Below are 23,959 nucleotides of genomic sequence, written 5' to 3'. Positions count from 1 at the left end.
GCATTCTTGTTCCGGAATGAAGCCGGCATCGGCGGTGTTGAGTACAGCAGGACCCAACCGTCAGGAGAGAGCCATGCTGGATCCACGCACCCTGTACAACATCGACGCCGAGGTCTTCGAGGACCCTGCGAGCCGTGGCCTCCCCCTGCTCGTGAGCCTCACGGGCTTCATGGACGCGGGCCATGTCGTCTCGCAGGTCAGCGAGGAACTGCTCGAGATCCTCGACCACGACCTCGTGGCCGAGTTCGACGCCGACCAGCTCATGGACTACCGCGGCCGGCGCCCGAAGATCACCTTCGCCGAGGACCACCTGACGGACTACCAGCCGCACCGTCTGGAACTGCACCGCCTCTACGACGGGCTGGGGGAGCCGTTCCTGTTCCTCACGGGCGTGGAGCCGGACCTCCAGTGGGAGCGGTTCGCGAGCGCCGTCGTCGGGCTCGTGGAGGAGCTGGACGTGACGATGACCTCGTGGGTGCACGCCATCCCGATGCCCGTGCCGCACACGCGCCCCATCGGCGTGACTCTGCACGGCAACCGGTCGGACATCATCGACGGCATGAACGCGTGGCGCCCCACCGCCGAGCTGCAGGCGTCGATCGGCCACGTCCTGGAGCTGCGCCTGATCGAGGCCGGGCACGACGTCGTCGGGCACGTCATCCACGTGCCGCACTACCTGGCCGATGCCGAGTACCCGCCTGCCGCGGTGGCCGGGCTCGAATACCTCGGCGCGACCGCGCGCGTGGTGCTGCCGACGGACCGGCTGCGCGAGACGGGACGCGACGTCGAGCGCCAGATCGCACGGCAGGTCGACAACTCCGCGGAGGTGCAGTCGGTGGTCGCGTCCCTCGAGAAGCGGTACGACGAGTACGCGGACGGTGCCGAGCGCAGGTCGCTGCTCGTGAAGGACAACAGCGAACTGGCGAGCGCGGAAGAGCTCGGTGCCGCCGTCGAGGCGTACCTCGCGAGCCCGCAGGCCGAGGAGGAGTCGACTCTCCTGTGGGACACGGAGTTCCCCGGCACCTCTCCCATCGACTACTCGGGGCGCGGCGAGGGGCGCGGTGAGGCGCACGGCGGAGACGGTGACGAGCCGGCCGGGCAGAACGCCCCGGACGCCCCGGAGACCCGGGACGACGGCACGTCCCGACGCTGACCCGGCGCCCGTCCGTCCTCCGCGCCGGGCGCCACGCCGGCCGCGCGATAATGGGGACGTGAATTCTTCGAGGGCACTCCTGGTGTGGGTCGCAGGGGTGGCGGCCTACCTCGTCGCGGTGACGCAGCGCACCACCTTCGGGGTGGCCGGGCTCGAGGCCACCGACCGCTTCGGCGCCTCGGCCTCGCAGCTGTCGGTCTTCACCGTGGTGCAACTGCTCGTGTATGCGGGCCTGCAGGTCCCGGTGGGCGTGCTCGTGGACCGGTGGGGGCCGCGGACCCTGATCGTGGCGGGCGGCGTCCTGATGGCGCTCGGGCAGGCGCAGCTGGCCTTCGCCGATTCGGTGGGAGCCGGCATCGTGGGTCGCCTGCTCGTGGGCGCGGGCGATGCGGCGACCTTCATCAGCGTCCTGCGGTTGCTGCCGGCCTGGTTCGAGCCCCGGCGCATCCCGGTCCTCACGCAGTGGACCGGGATCATCGGGCAGCTCGGGCAGGTGGTCTCCGTCATCCCGTTCGTGGCCCTGCTCGCGGCCTACGGGTGGCAGTCCGCGTTCCTCGCGGCCGCGGCGCTGTCGGTGGTCGCCGTCGTCCTCGCCGCGACCGTCATCCGGGACTCGCCCGTGGCGGGCAGCGGGCGCAGAGCGCAGACGCTGAGGCAGACCGGCACGTCCCTCGCGCAGGCGTGGAAGCAGCCGGGCACGCGTCTCGGCCTCTGGTCGCACTTCACCATCCAGTTCCCGGGGACGGTCTTCGTGCTCATGTGGGGCTACCCCTACCTGGTGCGGGCCGAGAAGATCGGGGAGGGCGCCGCGTCGGCCCTGATGACCCTCTTCGTGGCCGTGGGCATCATATGCGGGCCCTTCCTCGGCCGGTACGTAGGGAGGCACCCGCTGCGCCGGTCCACCATGGTCCTCGCGATCGCCGGGCTGATCGCGACCGCCTGGCTGGCCGTCCTGCTCTACCCGGGGCCCGCGCCGCTGCCGCTGCTGGTCCTGCTGGTGATCGCCCTGGCCGTCGGCGGGCCCGGGTCGATGATCGCGTTCGACTTCGCCCGCACCTTCAACCCCGCCGTGCGCATGGGCACCGCCACCGGCATCGTGAACATCGGCGGCTTCGTGGCCTCCCTGGTGTCGATGTTCGTCATCGGCGTGGTTCTCGACCTCCTTGTGGGCAGCGGGTTCTCGCGGGGCGACCTCTACGCGCTCGAGTCGTTCCGCGTCGCGATGGCGGCGCAGCTCGTGGTCCTCGCGGCGGGGGTCGTCGCCGTCCTGATCGCGCGGCGGAGGGTCCGACGGCGCATGGCGGAGCAGGGCGTCGTGGTGCCGCCGCTGCGCGAGGCCCTGGCCCGCGAGCGGCGCCGCCGGCACGAGTCGAGGGCCGACCGGAGGAGCCGGGGCGGCCAGGGCGGCTAGGGACGCAGGGGAGGTGGCGGCCGCCTCCCTGCGGCCCGGCGCCGCGGTTGTCCACATACGGCCGGTGCAGCGGGCGGGGCGGCAGCACGGCGAGCAGGCTGGCCTGCATGTCATCCTCCTCGAGCCCCAAGCCGGGCAGCCGGCAGTCCCCGTCCTTCGCCGTCTCCTCGCCGGCGGACATCCTGTCCTACGTACCCCACGCGCTCGGCTTCATGCCTGCCCGGAGCCTCGTCGTGCTGACCACCACGGGCCGGCGCCTGGGAGCCACGCTCCGGGTCGATCTGCCACCGGGCGGCACGGACCCGCTCGGATTCGCCGAGGGAGTGCTCTCGTTCCTGCGCGGCGACGCCGACGCGGACGGGACGCTCGTGATCGTGTACGGCGGTGAGGAGTGGCCCCGGCTCGGGCCGGCACCGCACGAGGCGCTGGTGTCCGCCCTCGACGCCGCTCTCGAGGTCGCCGGCCTTCCGATCCGTGACGGCTGGTTCGTCTCCGCGGCCGGGTGGCGCAACTACTTCTGCAGGGACGACGACTGCTGCCCCTGGCCGGGCGAGCCGCTCGACGCCGTGGCGTCCAGCGCCCTCGGCGCGGAGCTGGTGTTCGGGGGGAGCGCCTTCGACGCGTCGGCGCCCGAGGCCGTCCTCCGCGCTGCCCCGGCGGTCGCCGCGGGAGGCATGACGAGCGAGGGGGAGCTGCGGGCCGTCGAGGACGCGCAGGCCCACTTCGCGGCGTCCTGCTCCGGTCGCTGGACGTGCGCCACCCAGTTCCTCGCGACCTCCGCCGTCTGGGACGCCGTCCTGCTGCTGCCGCACGGGTTCGAGACCGCCGCCCACCCGGACGTGACCGGATTCCTGCTGGCGAGCATCGAGTCGCGGACGATCCGCGACTTCCTGCTCGCCAGCGCCTGCCTCGGTTCAGCCCGGGCACTCGACGGCGCGGCGGCCTGCGGCCTGTTCGGCAGCGGCGTGTCGGGAAGGGACACCGGCGGGATCCCCGGGGGAGCGGAGGAGCTTGCGGGCGCTCCACCTCCGGTGCTGCCCGAGGCATGCGATGCCGGGGGCCGGAATGCGGGCCTGAAGGAGGCAGTGGAGGGAATCCCCGCCGCCCTCTCCGCGAACACCATGCCGGCCGGCCCGCGGGAGCACCCGTCGCCGGGACGGGAGGCGGACGAGACCGCGCTGCTGTACGCAGATGTCCTCGCCGGGCGGTTCACGGGCATGATCGCCTGGCACCGCGTGGATGCGCTGGCGCAGGTCCTCGCGCGGCTCGCTGCGGTGTCCGACGGCGAATCACGGGCAGCGGCCCTGACGATGTGCGCCTGGTTCGAGTACGCGCGCGGACGGGGGTCCCGTGCGGCGGTGTTCCTGGAGGCAGCCGAGCTGACGGTGCCGGGGTACCGGCTCGCCCGGCTGCTCTCGGAACTCCTGCACCGCGGCGGGCTGCCGGCATGGGCCCGGAAGCGCTCGACGGCCTGGACCGCCGACGCCGGGCGGACCTGCACGGGCGCGGCGTGATCGTCGCGCACGCATGACGGGGCCGGATGCCGTACGGAACGGCGCCGTCATGATTTCCGGCGCGGCGGGCAGCCGTGAGACAATGGCAGTTGAGACCCGGTTGGGTCCGTGCATCAGACAACTCCCAGCATTCCCCCGAGCGGTCCCGCCTTCCGGCGGATCGGAGGGGAATAGCGAAGGCGGCGGGATCGTTCCATAAGGGACCTGGCCCCGCCGGATATTTCTGATAACCAGCGCGGACTTGACAGGGTCATAGTGGTGTTGTCCCTCTGATTGCACCACACACCGCCGTATGAAAGGTTTTCTGTGCCGGTCAAGAAGACAGCAGCACCGGTGTCGCCAGACGCCGGTACCACCACCACGAAGCGACGGGTGGCGGCCAAGAAGCCTGCCGCCAAGGCTGCTTCCCCGGCCACGAAGGCCTCGACCTCCGACGCCCAGGGTTCGGTGGACACGCTCGACGCGGCCGAGCCCGTCGTCGACGCCGCCGTCGACGTCGACCCCGAGGACCTCAAGCCCGAGGCCGCCGAGGTCGGGACGACCACGGGCTTCGTCTACTCGGATGCCGACGACGACGACGCCCCCGCCCAGCAGGTCGTGTCCGCCGGCGCCACCGCCGATCCGGTCAAGGACTACCTGAAGCAGATCGGCAAGGTCGCTTTGCTCAATGCCGAGCAGGAAGTCGACCTGGCCCTCCGCATCGAGGCGGGCCTGTTCGCGGAGGAGAAGATCGCCGCGGACCCGGACATGGACCCGAAGCTCAAGCGCGAGCTCGAATTCGTCATCCACGACGGCAAGCGGGCCAAGAACCACCTCCTCGAGGCGAACCTCCGCCTCGTCGTGTCCCTCGCCAAGCGTTACACCGGGCGCGGCATGCTGTTCCTCGACCTCATCCAGGAAGGCAACCTCGGGCTCATCCGCGCGGTCGAGAAGTTCGACTACACCAAGGGCTTCAAGTTCTCCACCTACGCCACCTGGTGGATCCGCCAGGCCATCACCCGCGCCATGGCGGACCAGGCGCGCACCATCCGCATCCCCGTGCACATGGTCGAGGTCATCAACAAGCTGGCCCGCGTCCAGCGGCAGATGCTGCAGGACCTGGGTCGGGAGCCCACGCCCGAGGAACTCGCGCTCGAGCTCGACATGACGCCCGAGAAGGTCGTCGAGGTGCAGAAGTACGGCCGTGAGCCCATCTCGCTGCACACCCCTCTCGGTGAGGACGGCGACTCCGAGTTCGGTGACCTGATCGAGGACTCCGAGGCGGTCGTCCCGGCAGACGCCGTGAGCTTCACCCTCCTGCAGGAGCAGCTCCACTCGGTGCTCGACACCCTCTCCGAGCGCGAAGCAGGCGTCGTCGCGATGCGCTTCGGCCTCACCGACGGACAGCCGAAGACGCTAGACGAGATCGGCAAGGTCTACGGCGTGACCCGCGAACGCATCCGCCAGATCGAGTCGAAGACCATGTCCAAGCTGCGCCACCCCTCGCGGTCACAGGTCCTGCGGGACTACCTGGACTGATCCGCGACCCGGACCAGTCCGCCATCTGGCGCGTCCGGCAGGGCCCTTCCTTCGGGAGGGGCCCTGCCGCGTCTGAAGCGCTTGCCTTCTGCCATTCCGTGTCGGACCGACAGGAGGACCGACAGGAGGACCGACAGGAGGACTGACAGGAGGCCCGGCAGGAGGTTCTGAACGCGGAAAGGCCCCCTCCGGCGGAGGGGGCCTTTCGCTGAGCTTCAACGCCTGTACACGGGGCGCCTGGTAGGGGGTTGCGTGCCTCTGGGTCAGTCGACGACGACGGCGGGCTTCGCGTGAAGCCGCTCCGTCTCGTCCTGCCACTCCGAGGTGAGGGGCTTCAGGTTTGCTTCGACGGCGCGTGCATGGTGGCCGCAGAACAGAAGCTCTCCACCGGATGACTGAAGGACGGCCCGCACGTAGGCCTGGGCGCCGCATCGGTCGCAACGGTCCAGGGCAGTCATTTCGCGAGTTGCTACTGCAGTGGTCATGGGGTCTCCTCCTGTGGATCGTGTACTCATATAACCACTATTCGTCGGCGGCGCTTCCCAGGCTGGGTCTCCTTTCGCTCCGGGCGTACCAGGGGGTATGGGCGTTCCCGGAACATCGGTCGGGGACATCGGTCCCGCGCCTGGCCGATGCTGTCGGTACCCGGCAATAGACTGGAGGTCCCCTTCCCTTTCGAACACACCGCCCGGCGCCTGTCCTGGTGCGTGCCTGTTCCGCCAAGGAGATCGCATCACCGTGACACCCCCCACCTCGGACTACACCGCCCGGCACCTCTCGGTCCTCGAAGGCCTCGAAGCGGTGCGCAAGCGTCCCGGCATGTACATCGGGTCCACCGACTCGCGCGGCCTCATGCACTGCCTCTGGGAGATCATCGACAACTCCGTGGACGAGGCGCTGGCCGGCTACGGGCAGAGCATCACCGTGATCCTGCACGCGGACGGCTCCGTGGAGATCCACGACGACGGCCGGGGGATCCCGGTGGACATCGAGCCCAAGACGGGCCTCACGGGGGTGGAGGTGGTGTTCACGAAACTGCATGCCGGCGGCAAGTTCGGTGGCGGCTCCTACACCGCCTCCGGCGGCCTGCACGGCGTCGGGGCGAGCGTCGTCAACGCGCTGTCCTCCCGGCTGGACGTGTTCGTCGACCGCGGCAGCAAGACCTACGCCATGTCGTTCCGCCGGGGCGAGCCGGGCGTCTTCAAGGACGGCACGACGCCGTCGCCCGCATCGTCGTTCGAGCCCTTCCTCGACGGCTCCCGCCTGGAGATCGTGGGCAGGGCCAAGCGGGGCGTCACGGGGACGCGCATCAGGTACTGGGCCGACCGCCAGATCTTCACGCCCGACGCGAGTTTCTCGTACGAGGAACTGCAGACCCGTGCACGGCATACGTCGTTCCTCGTCCCGGGCCTGCGCATCACGCTGCGTGACGAGCGGAGGCTCCCGGGGACCCCGGGGGAGTCCGGGGCCGTGGAGGAGGTCTTCCAGCACGACGGAGGCATCTCCGAGTACGCCGAGTTCCTGGCGCTCGACACCGCAGTCACGGATGTCTGGCGTTTCCAGGGGTCGGGCCGCTTCAAGGAGTCGGTGCCCGTCCTCGACGAGCGCGGCCACAGCCGGATGGCCGAGGTGGAGCGCGACTGCGACGTCGACATCGCCCTGCGCTGGGGCATCGGTTACGAGACGACGGTCCGCAGCTACGTGAACATCATCGCCACCCCGAAGGGCGGAACGCACCAGACCGGCTTCGAGCAGGCCCTGCTGAAGACCTTCCGCAAGGTCATCGAAGCGAATGCCCGCAAGCTGAAGGCGGGCAGCGACAAGATCGAGAAGGACGACGTCTTCGCCGGCCTGACGGCCGTCCTCACGGTGCGCCTGGCCGAGCCGCAGTTCGAGGGGCAGACCAAGGAGATCCTCGGGACGTCCGCCGTCAAGGCCATCGTGGCGAAGGTCGTGGAGAAGGAGCTGCAGGCCCGTCTGTCCTCCTCGGCACGGAACGACAAGGCCCAGTCGGCCCTGCTGCTCGAGAAGGTCGTCGCCGAGATGAAGTCGCGTATCTCCGCACGGGTGCACAAGGAGACGCAGCGGCGCAAGAACGCCCTCGAGACGTCCACCATGCCGGCCAAGCTCGCGGACTGCCGCATCGACGATCCCGAGCGCTCCGAACTGTTCATCGTCGAGGGTGACAGTGCGCTAGGTACCGCGAAGAACGCGCGGTCCTCCGACTACCAGGCGCTCCTGCCGATCCGCGGGAAGATCCTCAACGTGCAGAAGGCCTCCGTCGGTGACATGCTGTCCAACGCCGAATGTGCGGCCCTCATCCAGGTCATCGGGGCAGGCTCCGGGCGGAGCTTCCAGCTCGACGCGCGGCGGTACGGCAAGGTCATCCTGATGACCGACGCCGACGTGGACGGCGCCCACATCCGCACGCTGCTCCTCACCCTCTTCTTCCGGTACATGCGCCCGCTCGTCGAGGCCGGCCGGGTCTACGCCGCCGTCCCGCCCCTGCACCGCGTCGAGGTCATCAACGGCGGCGCGAAGGCCAACGAGATGATGTACACGTACTCGGAGGCGGAACTGACGCGCCTGCTGGCCGCGCTCGAGAAGCAGGGCAAGCGGTACAAGTCCCCGATCCAGCGCTACAAGGGTCTCGGCGAGATGGACGCGGACCAGCTGGCCGAGACCACCATGGACCCTCGGCACAGGACCCTGCGACGCGTGCGCATCCAGGAGGCCGAGTCCGCCGAGCGCGTCTTCAGCCTCCTGATGGGCAGCGATGTGGCACCGCGCAAGGATTTCATCATCGCCGGAGCGGCGTCCCTGGACCGGGACCGCATCGACGCCTGAGGGCCGGCTGCGCCCTGCATCCGCCGCGCGCCGGCTGCGCCCGGTCCGCGGGACGTCCGGGCCTCGTCAGCCGAGCAGTTCGGGCGCCACCAGGAGCACCGGCGGCACCACCAGGAGCATGCCCGCAGTGGACAGGGCCAGGCCCTGCTGGAAGCGGCTCAGCGGCGGCAGGGGAGTGAGCAGACGGCGTAGCCGGTGGGCCGTGGACCGCGCGTCCCCGGTCCCGCCGGTCACGTCGGCCGCTCCGGGCACGCCCTGATGGGTTCCAGGCTCGGCGCGGGGACCGGTGAGCGGGTCCGCGAGCGGATCGTCGAGCTCGTCGCGTGAGGGCGGCAACGCGCCGGAGCCGACGATGGCGATGGCGCGCACGAGCGTGGGCTCGTCCACGTGGCGCAGCGCCTCGTCGTCGGCCAGCATCTCGATCAGCTCGCTCACGGCGCGCTGCGCGAGCTGCGAGGTGGGGAGCCATGGCAGGGCCGCACGCCATGCGGCGAAGGCCCACAGCAGCAGGTGATGGCGCTGGTGCAGGTGCGCGTTCTCGTGCGTGAGGACCGCATCGAGTTCGGCGCGGCTGAGGAGGTCCATGAGGCCGTCGGACATCACCGTCACGGAGCGGGCGCCGCCCGGGAGGCAGTAGGCCACGGGCGCGGGATGGCTGATCACGAGTGTGGCGGGCTGGTCGGCGGCGGGGGAGCTCAGCAGGTCGAGCATGTCCCGGTGGCGCCGGCGCTGTCGGCGGATGCGGACGAAGGTCAGCGCCAGGGTGAAGAGGAGGTGCGCGAACAGGAGCGTCGCGGCACTGATCGCGAAGACGTGGATCACGCCGAGGGTCGCCGCGGAGTCGTCATCGACCAGGATGCGGAAGAAGCCCACCGACGCCGAGACGAGGTTGTCGCCGAGCGGTTCGAGGCCCCAGACGAGCATCGCGCCGATCATGGACAGCCCTCCGGCGAGGGCGATCGACTGCCAGAGCACCATCGCGGTGAAGGGGGCGCGGGCGGGCCAGGAGGCCCGGGATAGCGCGATCGGAGCGGGCCACGCGAGGATGATCGCGAGTGCCGCGAGCAGGTAGGAGGCCCAGAACACCGAAGGGTCAGCTGCCGCCGAGCAGCTTGCGGAGGGTCTCGGCCTCGGCCTCGGAGACGCTGCCGATGAAGCGTGCGAGGACGGCTTCGCGGTCCGGCGCCGTCACGAGCACCTCATGCATGAGCTCCGCGGTGTGGTCCTCACGGCTCGTCACGGACCGGTACCGATGCGGGCGGCTGTCGCGCTCCCGCTCCACGAGGCCCTTCTTCTCGAGCCGGGACAGCACCGTCAGGACCGTCGTGACGGCCAGTTCGCGCCCCACCTGCCCCGTCGGCGCCTCGGCGATCGCGTCCCGGAGCGCATTCGCGTTCATCGCCTCCGGTGTCGCCCACAGCAGGTCCATCACCGTGCGTTCGAGGTCTCCGAGCGTTGCCATGTTCTTCCTTCGATCAGTGCAGGACCGGGTCCGCTTGGGGCCCCGGTCCGCTCCCGGGAGGGAGCGATGAAGCGTGATGCATCTAACCTACCGCGTAAGCCCGGACATTTCTACTCCACGTAGAAATACGTGCACAGTTGTTCTACGATGTGTAGAAGAGCTTCTTCTACAGCTTGTAGAAGTTCCGCGTCGCCGGCGTACGGCACTTCCGAAAGGGTCCGATGGAAGCCTTGGAGATTGCCCGCTGGCAATTCGGGATCACGACCGTCTACCACTTCCTCATGGTCCCGCTGACCATCGGGCTCGGTCTCCTGGTCGCGATGATGCAGACCATGTGGCACCGCACGGGCAAGGAGCACTACCTCAGGATGACGAAGTTCTGGGGGAAGCTCTTCCTCATCAACTTCATCATGGGCGTGGCCACCGGCCTCGTGCAGGAGTTCCAGTTCGGGATGGCGTGGAGCGAGTACAGCCGGTTCGTCGGAGACGTCTTCGGGGCGCCGCTGGCGATGGAGGCGCTCCTCGCGTTCTTCGTCGAGTCGACCTTCCTCGGCCTCTGGATCTTCGGCTGGGACCGCCTGCCCCGGCTGGTCCACCTGCTGAGCCTCTGGGCTGCCGTCCTGGCCTCCGTCTTCTCCGCCTACTTCATCCTCGTGGCCAACTCCTGGATGCAGCATCCCGTGGGCGTCGAGATGGTCGACGGCAGGCCCGTGATGGTCGACGCGTGGGCCGTCTTCACCAACAACACCGCCCTCGTCGCCTTCCCGCACACGCTCTTCGGGGCTCTCGCGGTGGCTGGGGCCTTCCTGCTCGGTATCAGCTGGTACCACCTGTGGAAGCGGCGCCACGACGGGCTCGACACCCTCGCCGCGGACGGCACCCTCGCCGTCGGCGGCGAGGGTGCCCGCGACGCCGTGGACCACCGGGTGTGGCTGCGCTCCGCGCGGGCCGGCGCCGTCGTGGCCATGATCGCGTTCGCCGGCACCGGCATCACCGGCGACCTGCAGGGCAAGCTCATGTTCGACCAGCAGCCCATGAAGATGGCCGCCGCGGAAGCCGCCTGCCACGACGGCACCGGCTTCTCGATCCTCTCCGTCGGCAACCTCGGTGCCCAGAGCTGCGACGACATCACCGCCGTCATCGAGGTGCCCGGCGTGCTCTCGTTCCTTGCCAACGGCGACTTCACCACCGAGGTCAAGGGCGTCAACACCCTCCTGCCCGAGTATCAGGAGAAGTACGGCACCACGCTGCCGGACGACCCCATGTACGGCGAGCGCGCGGGCACCGAGATCGACTACCTGCCCGTCATGGAGGTCACCTACTGGGGCTTCCGCATCATGATCGGCTTCGGCGCGATCGCGGCGGCCGCCGCGGCGGCCGCCCTGTGGGTCCTCCGTCGGGGCACCGTGCCGCAGTCGCGCTGGCTCATGCGCCTCGCGGTGTTCGGCATCCTCGCCCCGTTCGGGGCCAACGCCGCCGGCTGGATCTTCACCGAGATGGGACGGCAGCCGTTCGTCGTCGCGCCCAACCCCGATTTCTCGGGCATCGACGGCGTCTTCATGTTCACCGCCGCGGCCGTCTCCCCGGGCGTCACCGTCGCCGAGCTCGTCGTCTCGCTCGTCGCCCTGACCACCGTGTACGCCGTCCTGCTCGTGGTCGAGGTGAGACTGCTGTTCACCTACGTGCGTGGCGGCACCGCCGCGGCCATGCCCGAGCTGGCGCACCACGACGACGCACCCGGCGCCACCGGGGGGAAGGACGACGGCGATGTCCTCGCATTCGCCTACTGACCCGGCCGGAGTACTCCTCCGGCCCCCGATGCGCTGTTTCCCCCGCTCCCGTCCACGCCCGACCGGAAGGTCCCCCCGATGACCGAGGCACTGCCCACCCTCTGGTTCGTCCTGATCGCCGTGCTCTGGTCCGGCTACCTGTTCCTCGAGGGATTCGACCTCGGGGTCGGCATGCTCATGAAGCTCATGGCGCGTAACGACAGGCAGCGGCGCGTGCTGCTCAACACGGTCGGCCCGGTCTGGGACGGCAACGAGGTGTGGCTGATCACCGCCGTCGGGGCGACGTTCGCCGCCTTCCCGTCCTGGTACGCCTCGCTGCTGTCGGCGCTCTACCTGCCCTTCCTCTGTGTGCTGCTCGGCCTGATCTTCCGGGCCGTGGCCTTCGAGTGGCGCGGCAAGCGGGACAGCGACACGTGGCGTGGGCGCTGGGACTGGGCCATCGCCGTCGGCTCCTTCACCGCCTCGGCCGGGATCGGCGCCGCCCTGGCGCTGACGACGACGGGCCTGCCGCTCGACGCCGGCGGCAACCGCGTGGGCGGCGCCTTCGCCTGGGCCACCGCACCGGCCCTGCTCGGGGCCGCCGCCGTCGTCCTGTTCTGCCTCGTCCATGCGGCCGCGTTCATCGCGCTCAAGACGGAGGGCGGCGTGCGGGCCCAGGCCGAACGCCTGTTCCGTCGGCTCCTGCCCGTCGCGCTGCTCCCGTTCCTGGGCTGGGCCCTGCTCGTCCAGCTGGACACGGGCTCGGTGATCACCTGGCTGGCCGTGGTCCTCGCCGGCGCGTCCGCCCTCGCCGCCTACCGCAGCTCGATCGCCGGACGCGACGGGCGGGCGTTCGCGGCGCTCGGCGTCGGGATGCTCGCACTCGTCGGATCGATCTTCGGTGCCGTGTTCCCGGTCGTCCTGCCCTCGACCCTGGATACGGCGTTCGACCTGACGGTGCAGAACGCCTCGTCATCGCCGTACACGCTCGGGCTGATGAGCATCGTGGCCTGCTTCGGACTCCCGCTCGTCCTCGCCTACCAGGCATGGACGTACTGGGTCTTCCGCCGGCGCGTGTCGGAGGCCAGCATCCCCGCGGCGCATGCCGTGGCGGCGCTGTGAGCGCCACCCCTGCAGCCACCCCTGCAGCCGGCCCCGCAGCCCGACGCGGCCCCCTGGCCGTCCTGACGGCTGCCGGACCGGCCGGCGAGGGCCCGACGCCGGCGGTGTACCTCCTCGGCCTGCTCGCCGCCGCCCGCGCCGCGGGACTGGTCCTCATGGCCCAGGCGCTCGCACTCGGCATCGCATCCCTCGCCGCAGGCACGCCGGATGTCCGTGCGGTCCTCGTGCAGGGGGTGCTCGGGGCGGCATTGCGCACCCTCGCGGCCTGGGGCCAGGACGCCACCGCCGCGCGCCTGGCCCTCGGCGCCAAGGAGGGGATGCGCGAGGCCGCCCTGCTGCGCGTGCTCGACGACGGCGGTACCACACGCGCCGCCACCCCCGGCGGCGGGCAGGGCTCCCTCGCGGTGCTGCTGACCCGCGGTCTCGACGGACTCGACAAGTACTACACGCAGTACCTGCCCGCCCTCATCACCTGCGCCGTGGTGCCCCTGCTCATCGGCGCACGGATACTCCTCGCGGACTGGGTGAGCGCCCTCATCATCGTGCTCACGGTGCCGCTGGTGCCCGTCTTCATGGCGCTCATCGGCCTCCACACGCAGGAGCGCACCCGGCAGGCCGCCGTCGCGCTGGGCCGCCTGTCCGACCACCTGCTCGAGCTCGCGCGGGGGCTCCCGGTCCTCGTGGGCCTCGGCCGCGCCGCGGAGCAGACGCGCGCGCTCCGCGACATCGCCGGCACGTACACCTCGCGCACCATGACGACGCTGCGGACGGTCTTCCTCTCCTCCCTCGCCCTCGAACTCATCAGCACCATCTCCGTCGCCGTCGTCGCCGTGTTCGCGGGGGTCCGCCTCATCCACGGCGACCTCGGGCTCGAGACGGCCCTGATCGCCCTGATCCTCGCGCCCGAGTGCTACGGGCCGCTCCGCGACGTCGGCACCGCGCACCACGCCAGCGAGGACGGCCAGGAGGCCGGCGCCCGGGTCCGCGCGGTCATCGATGCCCCCGCGGCCGAGGGTGTCGCGGCGCGCGCCTCATCCGCGCCTTCCACGTCGTCCGCGTCGTCCGCGTCGTCCGCGTCGAGCACCGGGCGCGTGGACCCGGTCGAGGCGCCCGGCGTCATCCGTGTCGAGGAGCTCGGCGCCCGGTACGACGGCGTCCTCGAACCGGTGTTCGAGGACGTCTCGTTCGTCGTCGCGCCCGGCTCCGTACTGGCGCTGCGGGGTCCGAGCGGATCGGGGAAGTCGACGCTCATGCGGGTACTGGCCGGGGGAGCGGCGCTCCCCGTGGGCCTCCGGTCGGAGGGACGCATCGGCGGTCTGCCCGAGGACGGCATCGCATGGGTCCCCCAGCACCCGGAGCTCCTGATGGACACTGTGCGCGGCGAACTGGCCCTCTACGCACGGTTGCCGGACGATGCCCCCGTCATCGAGGAGCAGCTCGCCGCGGTGGGGGCCGCGGACCTGGCGGACCGGCGAACGGGTGAGCTCAGCCCCGGCGAACTGCGCCGCGTCGCCGTCGCCCGTGCCCTCCTCCGGGCGCAGGACCCCGCGGTCCGGCTCCTGCTCCTCGACGAGCCGACCGCCCACGTGGACGAGGACGCCTCCCGTGCCATCCGCAGGGCCATCGCGGTCCGCCGGCCGGGACTGGCGGTCGTCCTGATCGCGCACGACGACGAGACGGCCTCCCTGGCGACGGACGAGATCCGCCTCGAAGCCCAGCGCGTCCTCGCACCGAGCGGTGCGGCATCACCCGCCCGGTCCGCCGTCGGCCGCGGTCCCGAGGCCGGTGTCCGGTCGGGCGGCTCCGCCGGTGCCGCCCGGTCCGGCACGTCCACCGTGTCGGCCGTGCCACGGCCTCCGTCGACCGGATCCGTGGCGCCCGCCGCCGTCGCACCCGCCGGCAGCGCGCGCGAGGACGACGGCATCGCGACCGACCCGCATGCGGCGGCTCCGCCGAGCCGGGGCAGGGCATCGTGGTCCCGGTCCGCGCTCGACGTGCTCGCGCTCGTGCGCCCCTGGGACCGCCGCTTCCTCGCCGCTGCAGCGCTCGGGCTCGGCGCCTCGGTCTTCGCCGTCGCCCTGACCGCCCTCAGCGGCTGGCTGATCGTCCGCGCCGCCGAGCAGCCACCGATCCTCTACCTCCTCACCGCCATCGTCGGTGTCCGGTTCTTCGGTATCGGCCGGTCCCTCCTGCGCTACGAGGAGCGGCTGTGGCTGCACCGCGCGGTGTTCCACCGGGCCGACGACACGCGCCTCCGCCTCTGGGCGGGCCTGCTGCAGGCGGGGCGCTCGTGGCGGACGATCGCCCGGGGGTCGGGCGGCATCGAACGACTCGTGGGGGACATCGACGAGCTGCGGGACCTCTCGGCGCGGGCGCTGCTGCCCTTCCTCACCTCGGTCCTCACGGCCGTCGCAGCCCTGATCACCACGGCAGTGCTGCATCCCGCGGCCCTCGGCTGGCAGGCCCTCGCGGTGGGCGCGGCCGTCGTCGTAGCCCCGATCGTGGCGGTCGCGCGTGAGCGGGCCGCCGGAGCCGCCGCCGTGCAGTTGCGCGCGGACTCGCTCGAGCGCGTGACGGGCCTCGTGCGGGCGGCCCCCGATCTCCGCGTGAACGGCGCCCACCGCGTGGCGCTCGGGCTGACGCGACGCCTGGACAGCAGGGCCACGGCAGCCTCACGCCGGTCCGCCGCCGCGGCCGGAGCGGCGACGGCGGTGATCGTCGCCGCCTGTTGCGCGGCGTCGCTCGGCATCCTCGCCTCTGCGGGGCGGCCGGCAGAGATCACGGCGGTGCTGGTGCTGATGCAGCTCGCGCTGATCGAGCCCTTCGTCGCGGGCGCTTCCGCGGTCCAGACCTGGGGTGCGCTCTCCGCCGTCGTGCGCCGCCTCCGGCCGAGGCTCGGACCGCCACAGGACGGGGACCGTCCCGGAGCCGGCGCCACAAGCAGCCCCGCCGCTGTCCGACGGCTCGAGCTGGAGGACGCCGCCGTAGGATACGAGCGCGGCCGGCCGGTGGTGACAGGCGTGCACCTGCACCTCGAGGCGGGCCGCTGGACGGGTCTCACCGGACCGTCCGGCAGCGGGAAGTCCACCCTGATCGGCGCCCTGCTGGGGTTCCTGCCGCTCGAGGAGGGCAGGCTGCTCGTCGACGGCGTACCGCACGACGGCGGTCCTGCGCCGCGCGTCGCGTGGTGTCCGCAGGAGAGCCACCTGTTCGCCTCGAGCCTTCGAGCCAACCTGCAGCTCGCCCGACCACCCGGCGATCCGGCCACGGACGACGAGCTCGAGGGAGCCCTCCGGGCCGTGGGCCTCACGGAGTTCGTGGCCGGCCTCGAGCACGGGCTGGACGCGCAGGCCGGACCGGGCGGCTCCCGCCTGTCCGGCGGGCAGCGGCAGCGGCTCGCCGTGGCCCGTGCCCTGCTGACGCGGTCCGGCGTCATCCTCCTCGACGAGCCCACCGCCCACCTCGACGCAGACGGCGCCCGCTCGCTGCTGGAGGACCTGCGCCGCGGGCTGCCCGACACTGCAGTGCTCCTGGTGACGCACGACCCCGACGAGGCCGCGCTGTGCGACGGGGCGCTGACCCTCCCGGGCCCTGAGCCCGCAGCCCGGTCCGGAGGCGACCGGTGCGCGTGACGCCCGTCCCGGGGCCATGCGTCGCATCCGGACGAGCCGGTCCGCCCTGCAATACGCTGGCACCATGAGCACCCGCGACCAGCCCGGACAGCACCCCGGACAGCAGCCTGCCGCCAGCCCGGCCGAGACCGAGGCACCGCCACTGCCCGCCGCGCTGCGGTGGCGTCCGCTCAACTACGCGGACATCGACGCCTGGCTCGCCCTGACCCGACGCATCGCGGCCGTCGACCAACCCGACTGGGTGGAGCAGCGCGCCGACCTCGAGCAGGCGCTCCGCGCCTCGAAGAACGACCCGCGCCGTGACACGATCGTCGGATTCGACGACGCCGGCGTACCCCGTGCCTTCGGGCGCCTGTCCATGAACTCCGGTTCCTCACTCATCCACGGCGCGGGCGGCGTCGATCCGGAGTGGCGCGGCCGCGGGATCGGCCGCGCGGTGCTCGCCTGGCAGGCATGGCGCGCCGTCGGACGGCTGCGCGAGACAGGCCAGGCCGAGGGTACGTTCCGGAACTACGTCGAGGAACGCAATCCCTCGCACCTGGCCCTGCTCACGGCGAGCGGGAGCACGATCGTCCGGTACTTCACGGAGATGACGCGGCCACTGGACCAGCCGATCCCGGAGCTGCCCTTCCCGCCCGAGCTGGAGCTGGTGAGCTTCGCCGACGGCGCCGACCGCAACATCGTCGAGCTGGTCCGCCTCGCGCACAACGACGCCTTCCAGGACCACTGGGGGAGCGAGCCGCGCGACCAGGAGTCGTGGCAGTTCACTGTCACGCACCCCGAGTTCCGCCCCGACTGGAGCCTCGCGCTCGTCGACGCGGCCAAGGGGGAGGTGGCCGCCTACCAGCTCGCGAGCTACGACCCCGATTCCCGCGAGCTGCTCGGGCACTCCGAGGGCTACACGGACCTGCTGGGTGTCCGGAGGTCATGGCGTGGCCGCGGCCTGGCGCCGGCGCTCCTCGCCGAGGCGATGAAGCGGTACCGGGCAGCCGGGATGGAGAACGCAGGGCTGGGGGTCGACACCGAGAACCCGTCGGGCGCGCTCGGGCTGTACGAACGCATGGGGTACATGCCGACGCAGCGGGCGATCGTCTTCGACCTGCCGCTCGTCGTCCCGTCGGACTGAGCACCGCGGCGGGCCGCTGCGGAGCAGCTAGAGCAGCGTGCCCTGACCGTCGCCGGCATCCTTAGCGCGACTCGACGCCGCAGGTGCTGAACCCTCCACGAGCCGCACACCCGCCGTCGACGCACCCGGCCCTGCGGCACCGGACCCTGCCGGGTCAGCGGGGCCCGATTCATCGGCTCCGGACCCCGACACGGGCGGGGCGACAGGACCGGAGGACTCGATGAGCCCTGCCAGCGCGGGCCCGACGGCGTCGATCTGCTGCGTCAGCGGCACACCCGAGCCGTCACGCCGCCCGTGCTCCGTGGGCAGCGCCCGGGCCACGCCGTTGGCCGACGCCGCTCGAGCGGGTCCGTGACCTGCCCAGGCGAGCGACAGGGTCTCCTCCCCGCGCAGGAACCGGTGCGCGCGCACGCCCGCCGTGGCCCTGCCCTTGACGGGGTACTCCGAGAACTCGGTGATCTTCGCCGACCCCGCGGCCGTGCCCGGCAGCGCGTCCCCCGGCGCGGCGACCGTCACCACCACGCCCTGCTCGTCGCCGTGCGCCACTGCACCGAAGTGCAGGACGGCGTCGTCCGCCGTGAGCTTGATGCCCGCCATGCCGCCGGCCGTCCGGCCCTGCGGCCGCACCGCGGAGGCCGGGAAGCGGAGCAGCTGCGCCAGGCGCGTGACGAACACGAGGTCGTCGGCGTCGGCGGCGGACGCCACGCCCACCACCCGGTCCTTGGGCTTGAGCGTGATGACCTCCCAGTCGTCGCGGTTCAGCGGGTAATCCGGCTGCACGCGCTTCACCACGCCCTGCGCCGTCCCGAGGGCCACGACGCCGTTCAGCGGTGCCAGCCCCACGAGGCTCTCGCCGCGCTCGAGCGTGATGAACTCCGACGACGGCACGCCGCCCGCCAGGTTGGGCACACCGGCGGTGGGCGGCAGGGCGGGCATGTCCATGACCTGGAGGCGGATCATGCGCCCGGCCGAGGTCACGGCCCCCACCTCGCCCCGGGCGGTGGAGGGCAGGACGGACCGGAAGGCGTCGTGCTTGATGCGCTGGCCGTCACTGAGGGGCTGACGGTCCGAGGTGCGGGCGAGCTGCCCCGACGCCGAGAGCAGCACCCAGCAGGGGTCGTCCGCGATCTCGAGCGGCAGGACGGCCTTGACGCCCTTGCCTGCGGCCGGAGCGGGAAGGGCCGATCCCTTCAGCGGGGCTGCGGCCTCGGACTCGAGCAGGACGGTCCGGCGCGGTGTGGCGAACTGGTCGGACAGTTCGGCGAGCTCGTCGGACACGAGGGTGCGCAGGCGTTCCTCGGAGCCGAGGATCGCCTCCAGCTCGGCGATGTCGAGGCGGAGCTGCTCCTGTTCCTTCTCGAGCTCGATGCGCGAGTACCGGGTGAGCTGCCGGAGGCGCAGTTCGAGGATGTAGTTGGCCTGGATCTCGGTGAGGTCGTAGATGGACATCAGGCGCTCGCGGGCGGCGGAGGACTCGTCCGAGGATCGGATGATCTGGATGACCTCGTCGATGTCCACGATCGCGACGAGCAGGCCCTCGACCAGGTGCAGGCGGTCGCGCTTGCGCTGCAGCCGGTAGGAGGTGCGGCGGCGCACCACGAGGATCCGGTGGGTCACGTAGACCTGCAGGAGCTCCCGGAGCCCGAGCGTACGCGGCTGGCCGTCCACGAGCGCCACGTTGTTGATGCCGAACGAGTCCTCCATCGGCGTGAAGCGGTAGAGCTGCGCGAGCACGGCGTTCGGGTTGAACCCGTTCTTGAGCTCGATCACCAGCCGGAGCCCGTGGGTGCGGTCCGTGAGGTCCACGATGTCCGAGATGCCCTGCAGCTTCTTCGAGGTGACGGCGTCCTTGATCCGCTCGATCACCTTCTCCGGGCCCACGGTGTACGGAAGCTCGGTGACCACGAGCCCCGTGCGCCGGGCCGAGAGCTGCTCGACCGTGACTTTCGCGCGCGTCTTGAAGGAGCCGCGACCCGTCGCGTACGCGTCGCGCACGCCGTCGAGCCCCACGATCTTGCCGCCGCTGGGAAGATCCGGCCCGGGGACGAAGCGCGTCAGGTCCTCGAGCGAGGCATCCGGGTTCGCGATGAGATGGCGTGCCGCCGCGACGACCTCCCCGAGGTTGTGGGGTGGCATGTTCGTGGCCATGCCGACGGCGATCCCGCTGGCGCCGTTGACGAGCAGGTTGGGGAACGCCGCCGGGAGGACCTCCGGCTGTGTCAGCTGGTTGTCGTAGTTCGGCACGAAGTCGACGACGTCCTCGTCGAGGTGGTTCGTGAGAGTCAGTGCGGCGGCAGCGAGGCGGGCCTCGGTGTACCGGGCGGCCGCGGGGCCGTCATCGAGCGAGCCGAAGTTGCCGTGGCCGTCGATGAGGGGCAGGCGCAGCGAGAAGTCCTGTGCCATGCGCACCATGGCGTCGTAGATGGCGGTGTCACCGTGGGGGTGCAGCTTGCCCATCACCTCGCCGACCACGCGCGCCGACTTCACGTGGCCGCGGTCCGGGCGCAGGCCCATGTCCGTCATCATGTACAGGATGCGGCGCTGCACGGGCTTCAGCCCGTCGCGCGCATCGGGGAGGGCACGGGAATAGATCACCGAGTACGCGTACTCGAGGAAGGAGTCCTCCATCTCGGCTTCGACATCGATGTCGATGATCTTCTCGGTGAAATCCTCCGGCGGTACGGAGTTCTGGCGCCTGGCCACGTGGCGGTTCCTCAACAACTCAGGGGTTCGGATGGGGCGGATCGCGGGCTTCCGCGCGTCCGGTCGCGGCCTCGGGCCGGGGACGGGGGGATGCCGACTACCCTGAGTCTATGGCGACGGACGGACAATACCCGGAATATTGGGAGGCTGATGTCGTCCTGCGCGACGGCGGGACAGGCCACCTGCGCCCCATCTCGCCCTCCGACGCCGACGCCGTCCAGGCGTTCCACGTGAGCCAGTCGCAGAACTCCATCTACCTGCGGTTCTTCACCTACAAGGCGACCCTGAGTACCAAGGAGCTCAAACGCTTCACCGAGGTGGACCACCGCGACCGCGTGGCCTTCGTGATCACGCGCGGCGACGACATCATCGGGATCGGCCGCTACGACCGGCTCGACGACCCGCTCGAGGCCGAGGTCGCCTTCAACGTCTCCGACCACCACCAGGGCCGCGGCGTCGGCTCCATCCTGCTCGAGCACCTGGCGGCCGCAGCCCGCGAGAACGGCATCCGCCGCTTCTCCGCCGAGGTCCTCCCCGAGAACCGCAAGATGATCACGGTCTTCGCCGAGGCCGGCTACGAGGTGGAGCGGCACTTCGACGACGGCGTGGTGATGCTCAGCTTCGACATCGACCCCACGCGGAAGTCCCAGGCCGTGATGGAGGCCCGGGAGCACCGCGCGGAGGCCCGGAGCATGGCGGAGCTCCTCACGCCGTCGTCGGTCGCCGTGATCGGTGCGAGCCGCGAATGGGGCACCGTGGGGTACGCCCTCCTGGAGCACCTCATCGACGGCGGCTTCACCGGCCGCGTGTACGCCGTCAACCCGGAGGCCTTCGAACTGAACGGCATGATCTCGCACGCCTCCCTGGCCGAGGTCCCCGAGCCTGTGGACCTCGCCGTCGTCGCCGTGCCCCACGACCAGGTGGACGCCGTGGTGGACGAATGCGCCCGCGCCGGCGTGAAGGGGCTCCTCGTGGCGACGGCGGGCTACGCCGACGACGGCGACGAAGGGCTCGCGCGGCAGCGCGCCCTCGTGCACAAGGCCAGGGCGCACGGCATGCGCGTGGTCGGCCCGGCGTCGCTCGGCCTCGTGAACACCGACCCCGCGGTCCGCCTCAACGCCTCGATGGCGCCCGCGCTGCCCCGCCGCGGCGCGCTCTCGCTCTTCAGCCAGTCCGCGGGCCTCGGCGTGCTCCTCTACGCGAGCGCCCACCGGCGCGGGCTCGGGGTGTCGTCCGTGATCTCGGCGGGGAACCGTGCCGACGTATCCGGGAACGACGCCATGCAGTTCTGGGAGGATGACCCCACCACCCGCGCCGTCGGGCTGTACTTCGAATCGATCGGCAACCCGAGGAAGTTCTCGCGGATCGCCCGGCGCCTGGCCCGGACGAAGCCGGTCATCGTCGCGAAGTCCGACGTCACCGGTCTGCAGCTGCCGCCGGGCCACGCGGTGCGCACCTCCCAGGCGCCGCCCGGGGCCCTCGACTCCATGCTCCGGCAGTCGGGTGTCATGAGGGTGGAGACGACGGAGCAACTGATGGACATCGCGCAGATCGTCGCGAGCCAGCCCCTGCCCCAGGGCCCCGGCGTCGCGGTCTTCAGCAACTCGTCCGCGCTCGGGAAGGTGGTGGCCGACGGCGTCGTCTCGCAGGGCATGACCGTCGCACGGCTGGAGGCCGGCCTGCGGCTCGACACCGGGCAGTCCGTGGCCCTGCCCGCCCTCGCCGCGGCCGTGCTGGAGGCCCTGCGAGCGGACTCCGTGCACGCCGCGATCATCACCACGCTGCCGGCCCGCGGGCTGACCGCCGACGCCGTAGCCGCCTGCCTGCAGGAGTGCGCCGAGCGGGCCGGCAAGCCGGTCATCGCCTCCTTCACCGGGATCCTCGACGCCCGCCTGCAGCTGGACGGCCTCGTGTGCTCGCCGGGGACAGGCTCCCGCGCGGAGGGGACGGTCGGCACCGGCGCGGACGGGGCGACGGACGACACCGTCACGGCGCCGCTCGAAGGCGCCCGGACCACGGCCGGGCACGCCGAGCGCCCGACCGCCGCCGGGCCGGCCGAACGCGAGACCGCCGCCGCGGTGCTGCCCCTCCAGCGCGGACTGCCGTGCTTCCCGAGCCCGGGGGCCGCGCTCGCCGCGCTGGGCGCCGTCGTCCGCTATGCGCACTGGCGTGCCCGCGATCACGGCGAGTTCCTGGACCCCGCGGGCGTCGACGTCGACGGGGCCACGCGGGTCCTCGGGCAGGTCAGGGCGCGCGTCGCGGACATCGAACTCACGCGGCTCACGCCCGAGGAGTGCGCGGCGCTCATGGGCGCCTACGGCATCCGGCTCCTGCCCTCCGCACGTTTCACCTCCGCCGACGAGGCGGTGGAGCAGGCCGGACGGCTGGGCTGGCCGGTCGCGCTGAAGACCATGGACGAGCACCTCCGGCACCGCCTCGACCTCGGCGGTGTGCGGCTGAACATCGACGACGCCGAGTCCCTGCGGCGCAACATCACCCGGATGGAGAAGGTGCTGGCGCCGTTCGGCCACTTCGGCATGGAGGTGCAGTCGATGGCGCCGTCGGGCCAGGCCTGCAGCATCAGCGCCATCGAGGACCCGCTCATGGGCCCCGTGGTGTCCTTCGGCCTCGCCGGCGACTCCGTGAACCTCCTCGACGACTGGGCGCACGCCGTCCCGCCGCTGAGCACGGGGGACGTCGCGGACCTCGTCCGCGCGCCGCGCGCCTCCCGCAAGCTCTTCGGCTACCAGGGCCTCCCGCCGGCGGACGTCGCGGCCCTCGAGGACCTCGTGGCGCGCGTGGCCCTGCTGAAGGACAACCACCCCGAGATCGCGCGGCTCGAGTTCAATCCGGTCCTCGTCGCGTCGCCGGGCCTCGCCGTGCTCAGCGCCGTCATCGACGTCGGGAACCCGCAGCGGCGCACCGACAGCGCCCGCCGCGCCATGCGCGACTGACGGACGTCGGCACGCCCGCACCGCCGCCCCGGGTTAGGCACAACACGGTCCGGTGGGGGAAACTGGGCATATGACCCCATCGCTTTCCGCGCAGTGGCGCGACCTCGATGCATCCCTCGAGCGGGCGGGCTTCTACCCGCGCCTCGTGGCCGACGTCGTCCACGACGCGCTCGACGGGCGCGAGCCGCTCTCGCACGTCGCGCACCTCGAGACGCACTTCGAGCGCACCGAGGTGCACCGGCACATCACGGTCCTCGTGCTCACGGAGGACATGCTCGTCATCACGCACGTGGACGACCAGCAGCTCGACGACGCCGGCGAGCAGGTCACGGCGCAGATCTCCACGGAGTCCGTCCCGGTCAGCCAGATCCGTTCGGTGGTCCTCAGCTACCTCTACGCCCAGCCGCAGGACTACAAGCCCAGCGACCCCGTCCGCGAGATGACGCTCGCGATCGCCTGGTCCGGCGGCCAGCGCCTCGACATCGGCCCCGCGAGCTGCGGCGATCCCCAGTGCGACGCCGACCACGGCCTCACCGGCACCATGGCGCAGGAGGACATCGTCCTGCGCGTGAGCGCCGAGGCGGACGGCGCACAGGCCGTGCAGAACGCGAAGGGGTTCGCCCGCGCACTGCGGAAGGCCAACACGGCCAGCCCCGCTGCCGGTGGACACATCGCCGCCCCGGACGTGGCGGCCCGCCGTCAGCCGGGGTTCGGCGCACGGTTCACCCGGGCGCACCACCAGCAGTAG

14 protein-coding genes and 1 pseudogene are annotated in these 23,959 nt (G+C 71.6%); 11 read left to right on the top strand and 4 right to left on the bottom strand.

Annotated elements, in window-relative coordinates; translation table 11 throughout:
• Positions 1-16: 16 nt before the first annotated feature.
• The 4 genes and pseudogenes from AC4D2C_RS13975 to AC4D2C_RS13960 form a co-directional block, all read left to right on the top strand.
• A pseudogene (locus tag AC4D2C_RS13975) lies at positions 17-967 on the top strand (proteasome assembly chaperone family protein); the annotation flags it as partial.
• 244 nt (positions 968-1,211) lie between these two features.
• A complete protein-coding gene (locus AC4D2C_RS13970; RefSeq protein ID WP_490915474.1) occupies positions 1,212-2,564 on the top strand; it encodes an MFS transporter in 1,353 nt (450 codons plus the stop codon).
• A gap of 107 nt (positions 2,565-2,671) precedes the next feature.
• Entirely contained in the window at positions 2,672-4,078 is a 1,407-nt protein-coding gene (locus tag AC4D2C_RS13965; protein ID WP_490915473.1) for a DUF4192 domain-containing protein, read from the top strand.
• A gap of 306 nt (positions 4,079-4,384) precedes the next feature.
• Positions 4,385-5,596: an RNA polymerase sigma factor gene (locus AC4D2C_RS13960; RefSeq protein WP_490906358.1), complete on the top strand. Its 1,212-nt coding sequence runs from the start codon at positions 4,385-4,387 to the stop codon at positions 5,594-5,596.
• A 263-nt stretch (positions 5,597-5,859) separates the two neighbouring features.
• On the opposite strand, the gene AC4D2C_RS13955 is transcribed toward AC4D2C_RS13960, so the two are convergent.
• Positions 5,860-6,081 (bottom strand): DUF7455 domain-containing protein, encoded by a 222-nt coding sequence (locus tag AC4D2C_RS13955; RefSeq protein ID WP_490915472.1) that lies wholly within the window; start codon positions 6,079-6,081, stop codon positions 5,860-5,862.
• Positions 6,082-6,334: 253 nt separating this feature from the next.
• On the opposite strand from AC4D2C_RS13955, the gene AC4D2C_RS13950 reads away from it, so the two are divergent.
• Positions 6,335-8,443, top strand: a complete 2,109-nt coding sequence (locus AC4D2C_RS13950; protein ID WP_490915471.1) for a DNA gyrase/topoisomerase IV subunit B — start codon at positions 6,335-6,337, stop codon at positions 8,441-8,443.
• Positions 8,444-8,509: 66 nt separating this feature from the next.
• Here AC4D2C_RS13950 and AC4D2C_RS13945 read toward each other — a convergent pair whose 3' ends face one another.
• Positions 8,510-9,529 carry a M56 family metallopeptidase gene (locus AC4D2C_RS13945; RefSeq protein WP_490915470.1) on the bottom strand — a complete coding sequence of 340 codons (1,020 nt, stop codon included), beginning with the start codon at positions 9,527-9,529 and terminating at the stop codon, positions 8,510-8,512.
• A 7-nt stretch (positions 9,530-9,536) separates the two neighbouring features.
• Positions 9,537-9,905, bottom strand: a complete 369-nt coding sequence (locus AC4D2C_RS13940) for a BlaI/MecI/CopY family transcriptional regulator (RefSeq protein ID WP_490906349.1) — start codon at positions 9,903-9,905, stop codon at positions 9,537-9,539.
• Positions 9,906-10,126: 221 nt separating this feature from the next.
• On the opposite strand from AC4D2C_RS13940, the gene AC4D2C_RS13935 reads away from it, so the two are divergent.
• The 4 genes from AC4D2C_RS13935 to AC4D2C_RS13920 all read left to right on the top strand — a co-directional run bounded on the left by AC4D2C_RS13935 (position 10,127) and on the right by AC4D2C_RS13920 (position 17,554).
• On the top strand, positions 10,127-11,695 hold the full coding sequence (locus tag AC4D2C_RS13935; protein ID WP_490915469.1) for a cytochrome ubiquinol oxidase subunit I: 1,569 nt from the start codon (positions 10,127-10,129) through the stop codon (positions 11,693-11,695).
• A gap of 78 nt (positions 11,696-11,773) precedes the next feature.
• Positions 11,774-12,796, top strand: coding sequence for a cytochrome d ubiquinol oxidase subunit II (gene cydB, locus AC4D2C_RS13930; protein ID WP_490915468.1), 1,023 nt, complete (start codon positions 11,774-11,776; stop codon positions 12,794-12,796).
• On the top strand, positions 12,793-16,428 hold the full coding sequence (gene cydC / locus AC4D2C_RS13925) for a thiol reductant ABC exporter subunit CydC (protein WP_490915467.1): 3,636 nt from the start codon (positions 12,793-12,795) through the stop codon (positions 16,426-16,428). The genes cydB and cydC overlap by 4 nt, the downstream gene beginning before the upstream one ends.
• A gap of 64 nt (positions 16,429-16,492) precedes the next feature.
• Positions 16,493-17,554 (top strand): GNAT family N-acetyltransferase, encoded by a 1,062-nt coding sequence (locus AC4D2C_RS13920; RefSeq protein ID WP_490915466.1) that lies wholly within the window; start codon positions 16,493-16,495, stop codon positions 17,552-17,554.
• 27 nt (positions 17,555-17,581) lie between these two features.
• Here AC4D2C_RS13920 and AC4D2C_RS13915 read toward each other — a convergent pair whose 3' ends face one another.
• Positions 17,582-20,257 (bottom strand): DNA gyrase/topoisomerase IV subunit A, encoded by a 2,676-nt coding sequence (locus AC4D2C_RS13915; protein ID WP_490915465.1) that lies wholly within the window; start codon positions 20,255-20,257, stop codon positions 17,582-17,584.
• Between the two features lie 110 nt (positions 20,258-20,367).
• Here AC4D2C_RS13915 and AC4D2C_RS13910 point away from each other — a divergent pair, with 110 nt between their 5' ends.
• Complete coding sequence (locus AC4D2C_RS13910; protein WP_490915464.1) at positions 20,368-23,211, top strand: bifunctional acetate--CoA ligase family protein/GNAT family N-acetyltransferase; 2,844 nt, start codon at positions 20,368-20,370, stop codon at positions 23,209-23,211.
• 70 nt (positions 23,212-23,281) lie between these two features.
• Positions 23,282-23,959, top strand: coding sequence for a DUF5998 family protein (locus AC4D2C_RS13905; RefSeq protein WP_490906340.1), 678 nt, complete (start codon positions 23,282-23,284; stop codon positions 23,957-23,959).

It is taken from the genome of Arthrobacter sp. TJ-240, from assembly GCF_058269195.1.
This window is presented reverse-complemented; position numbering and strand designations above follow the sequence as displayed.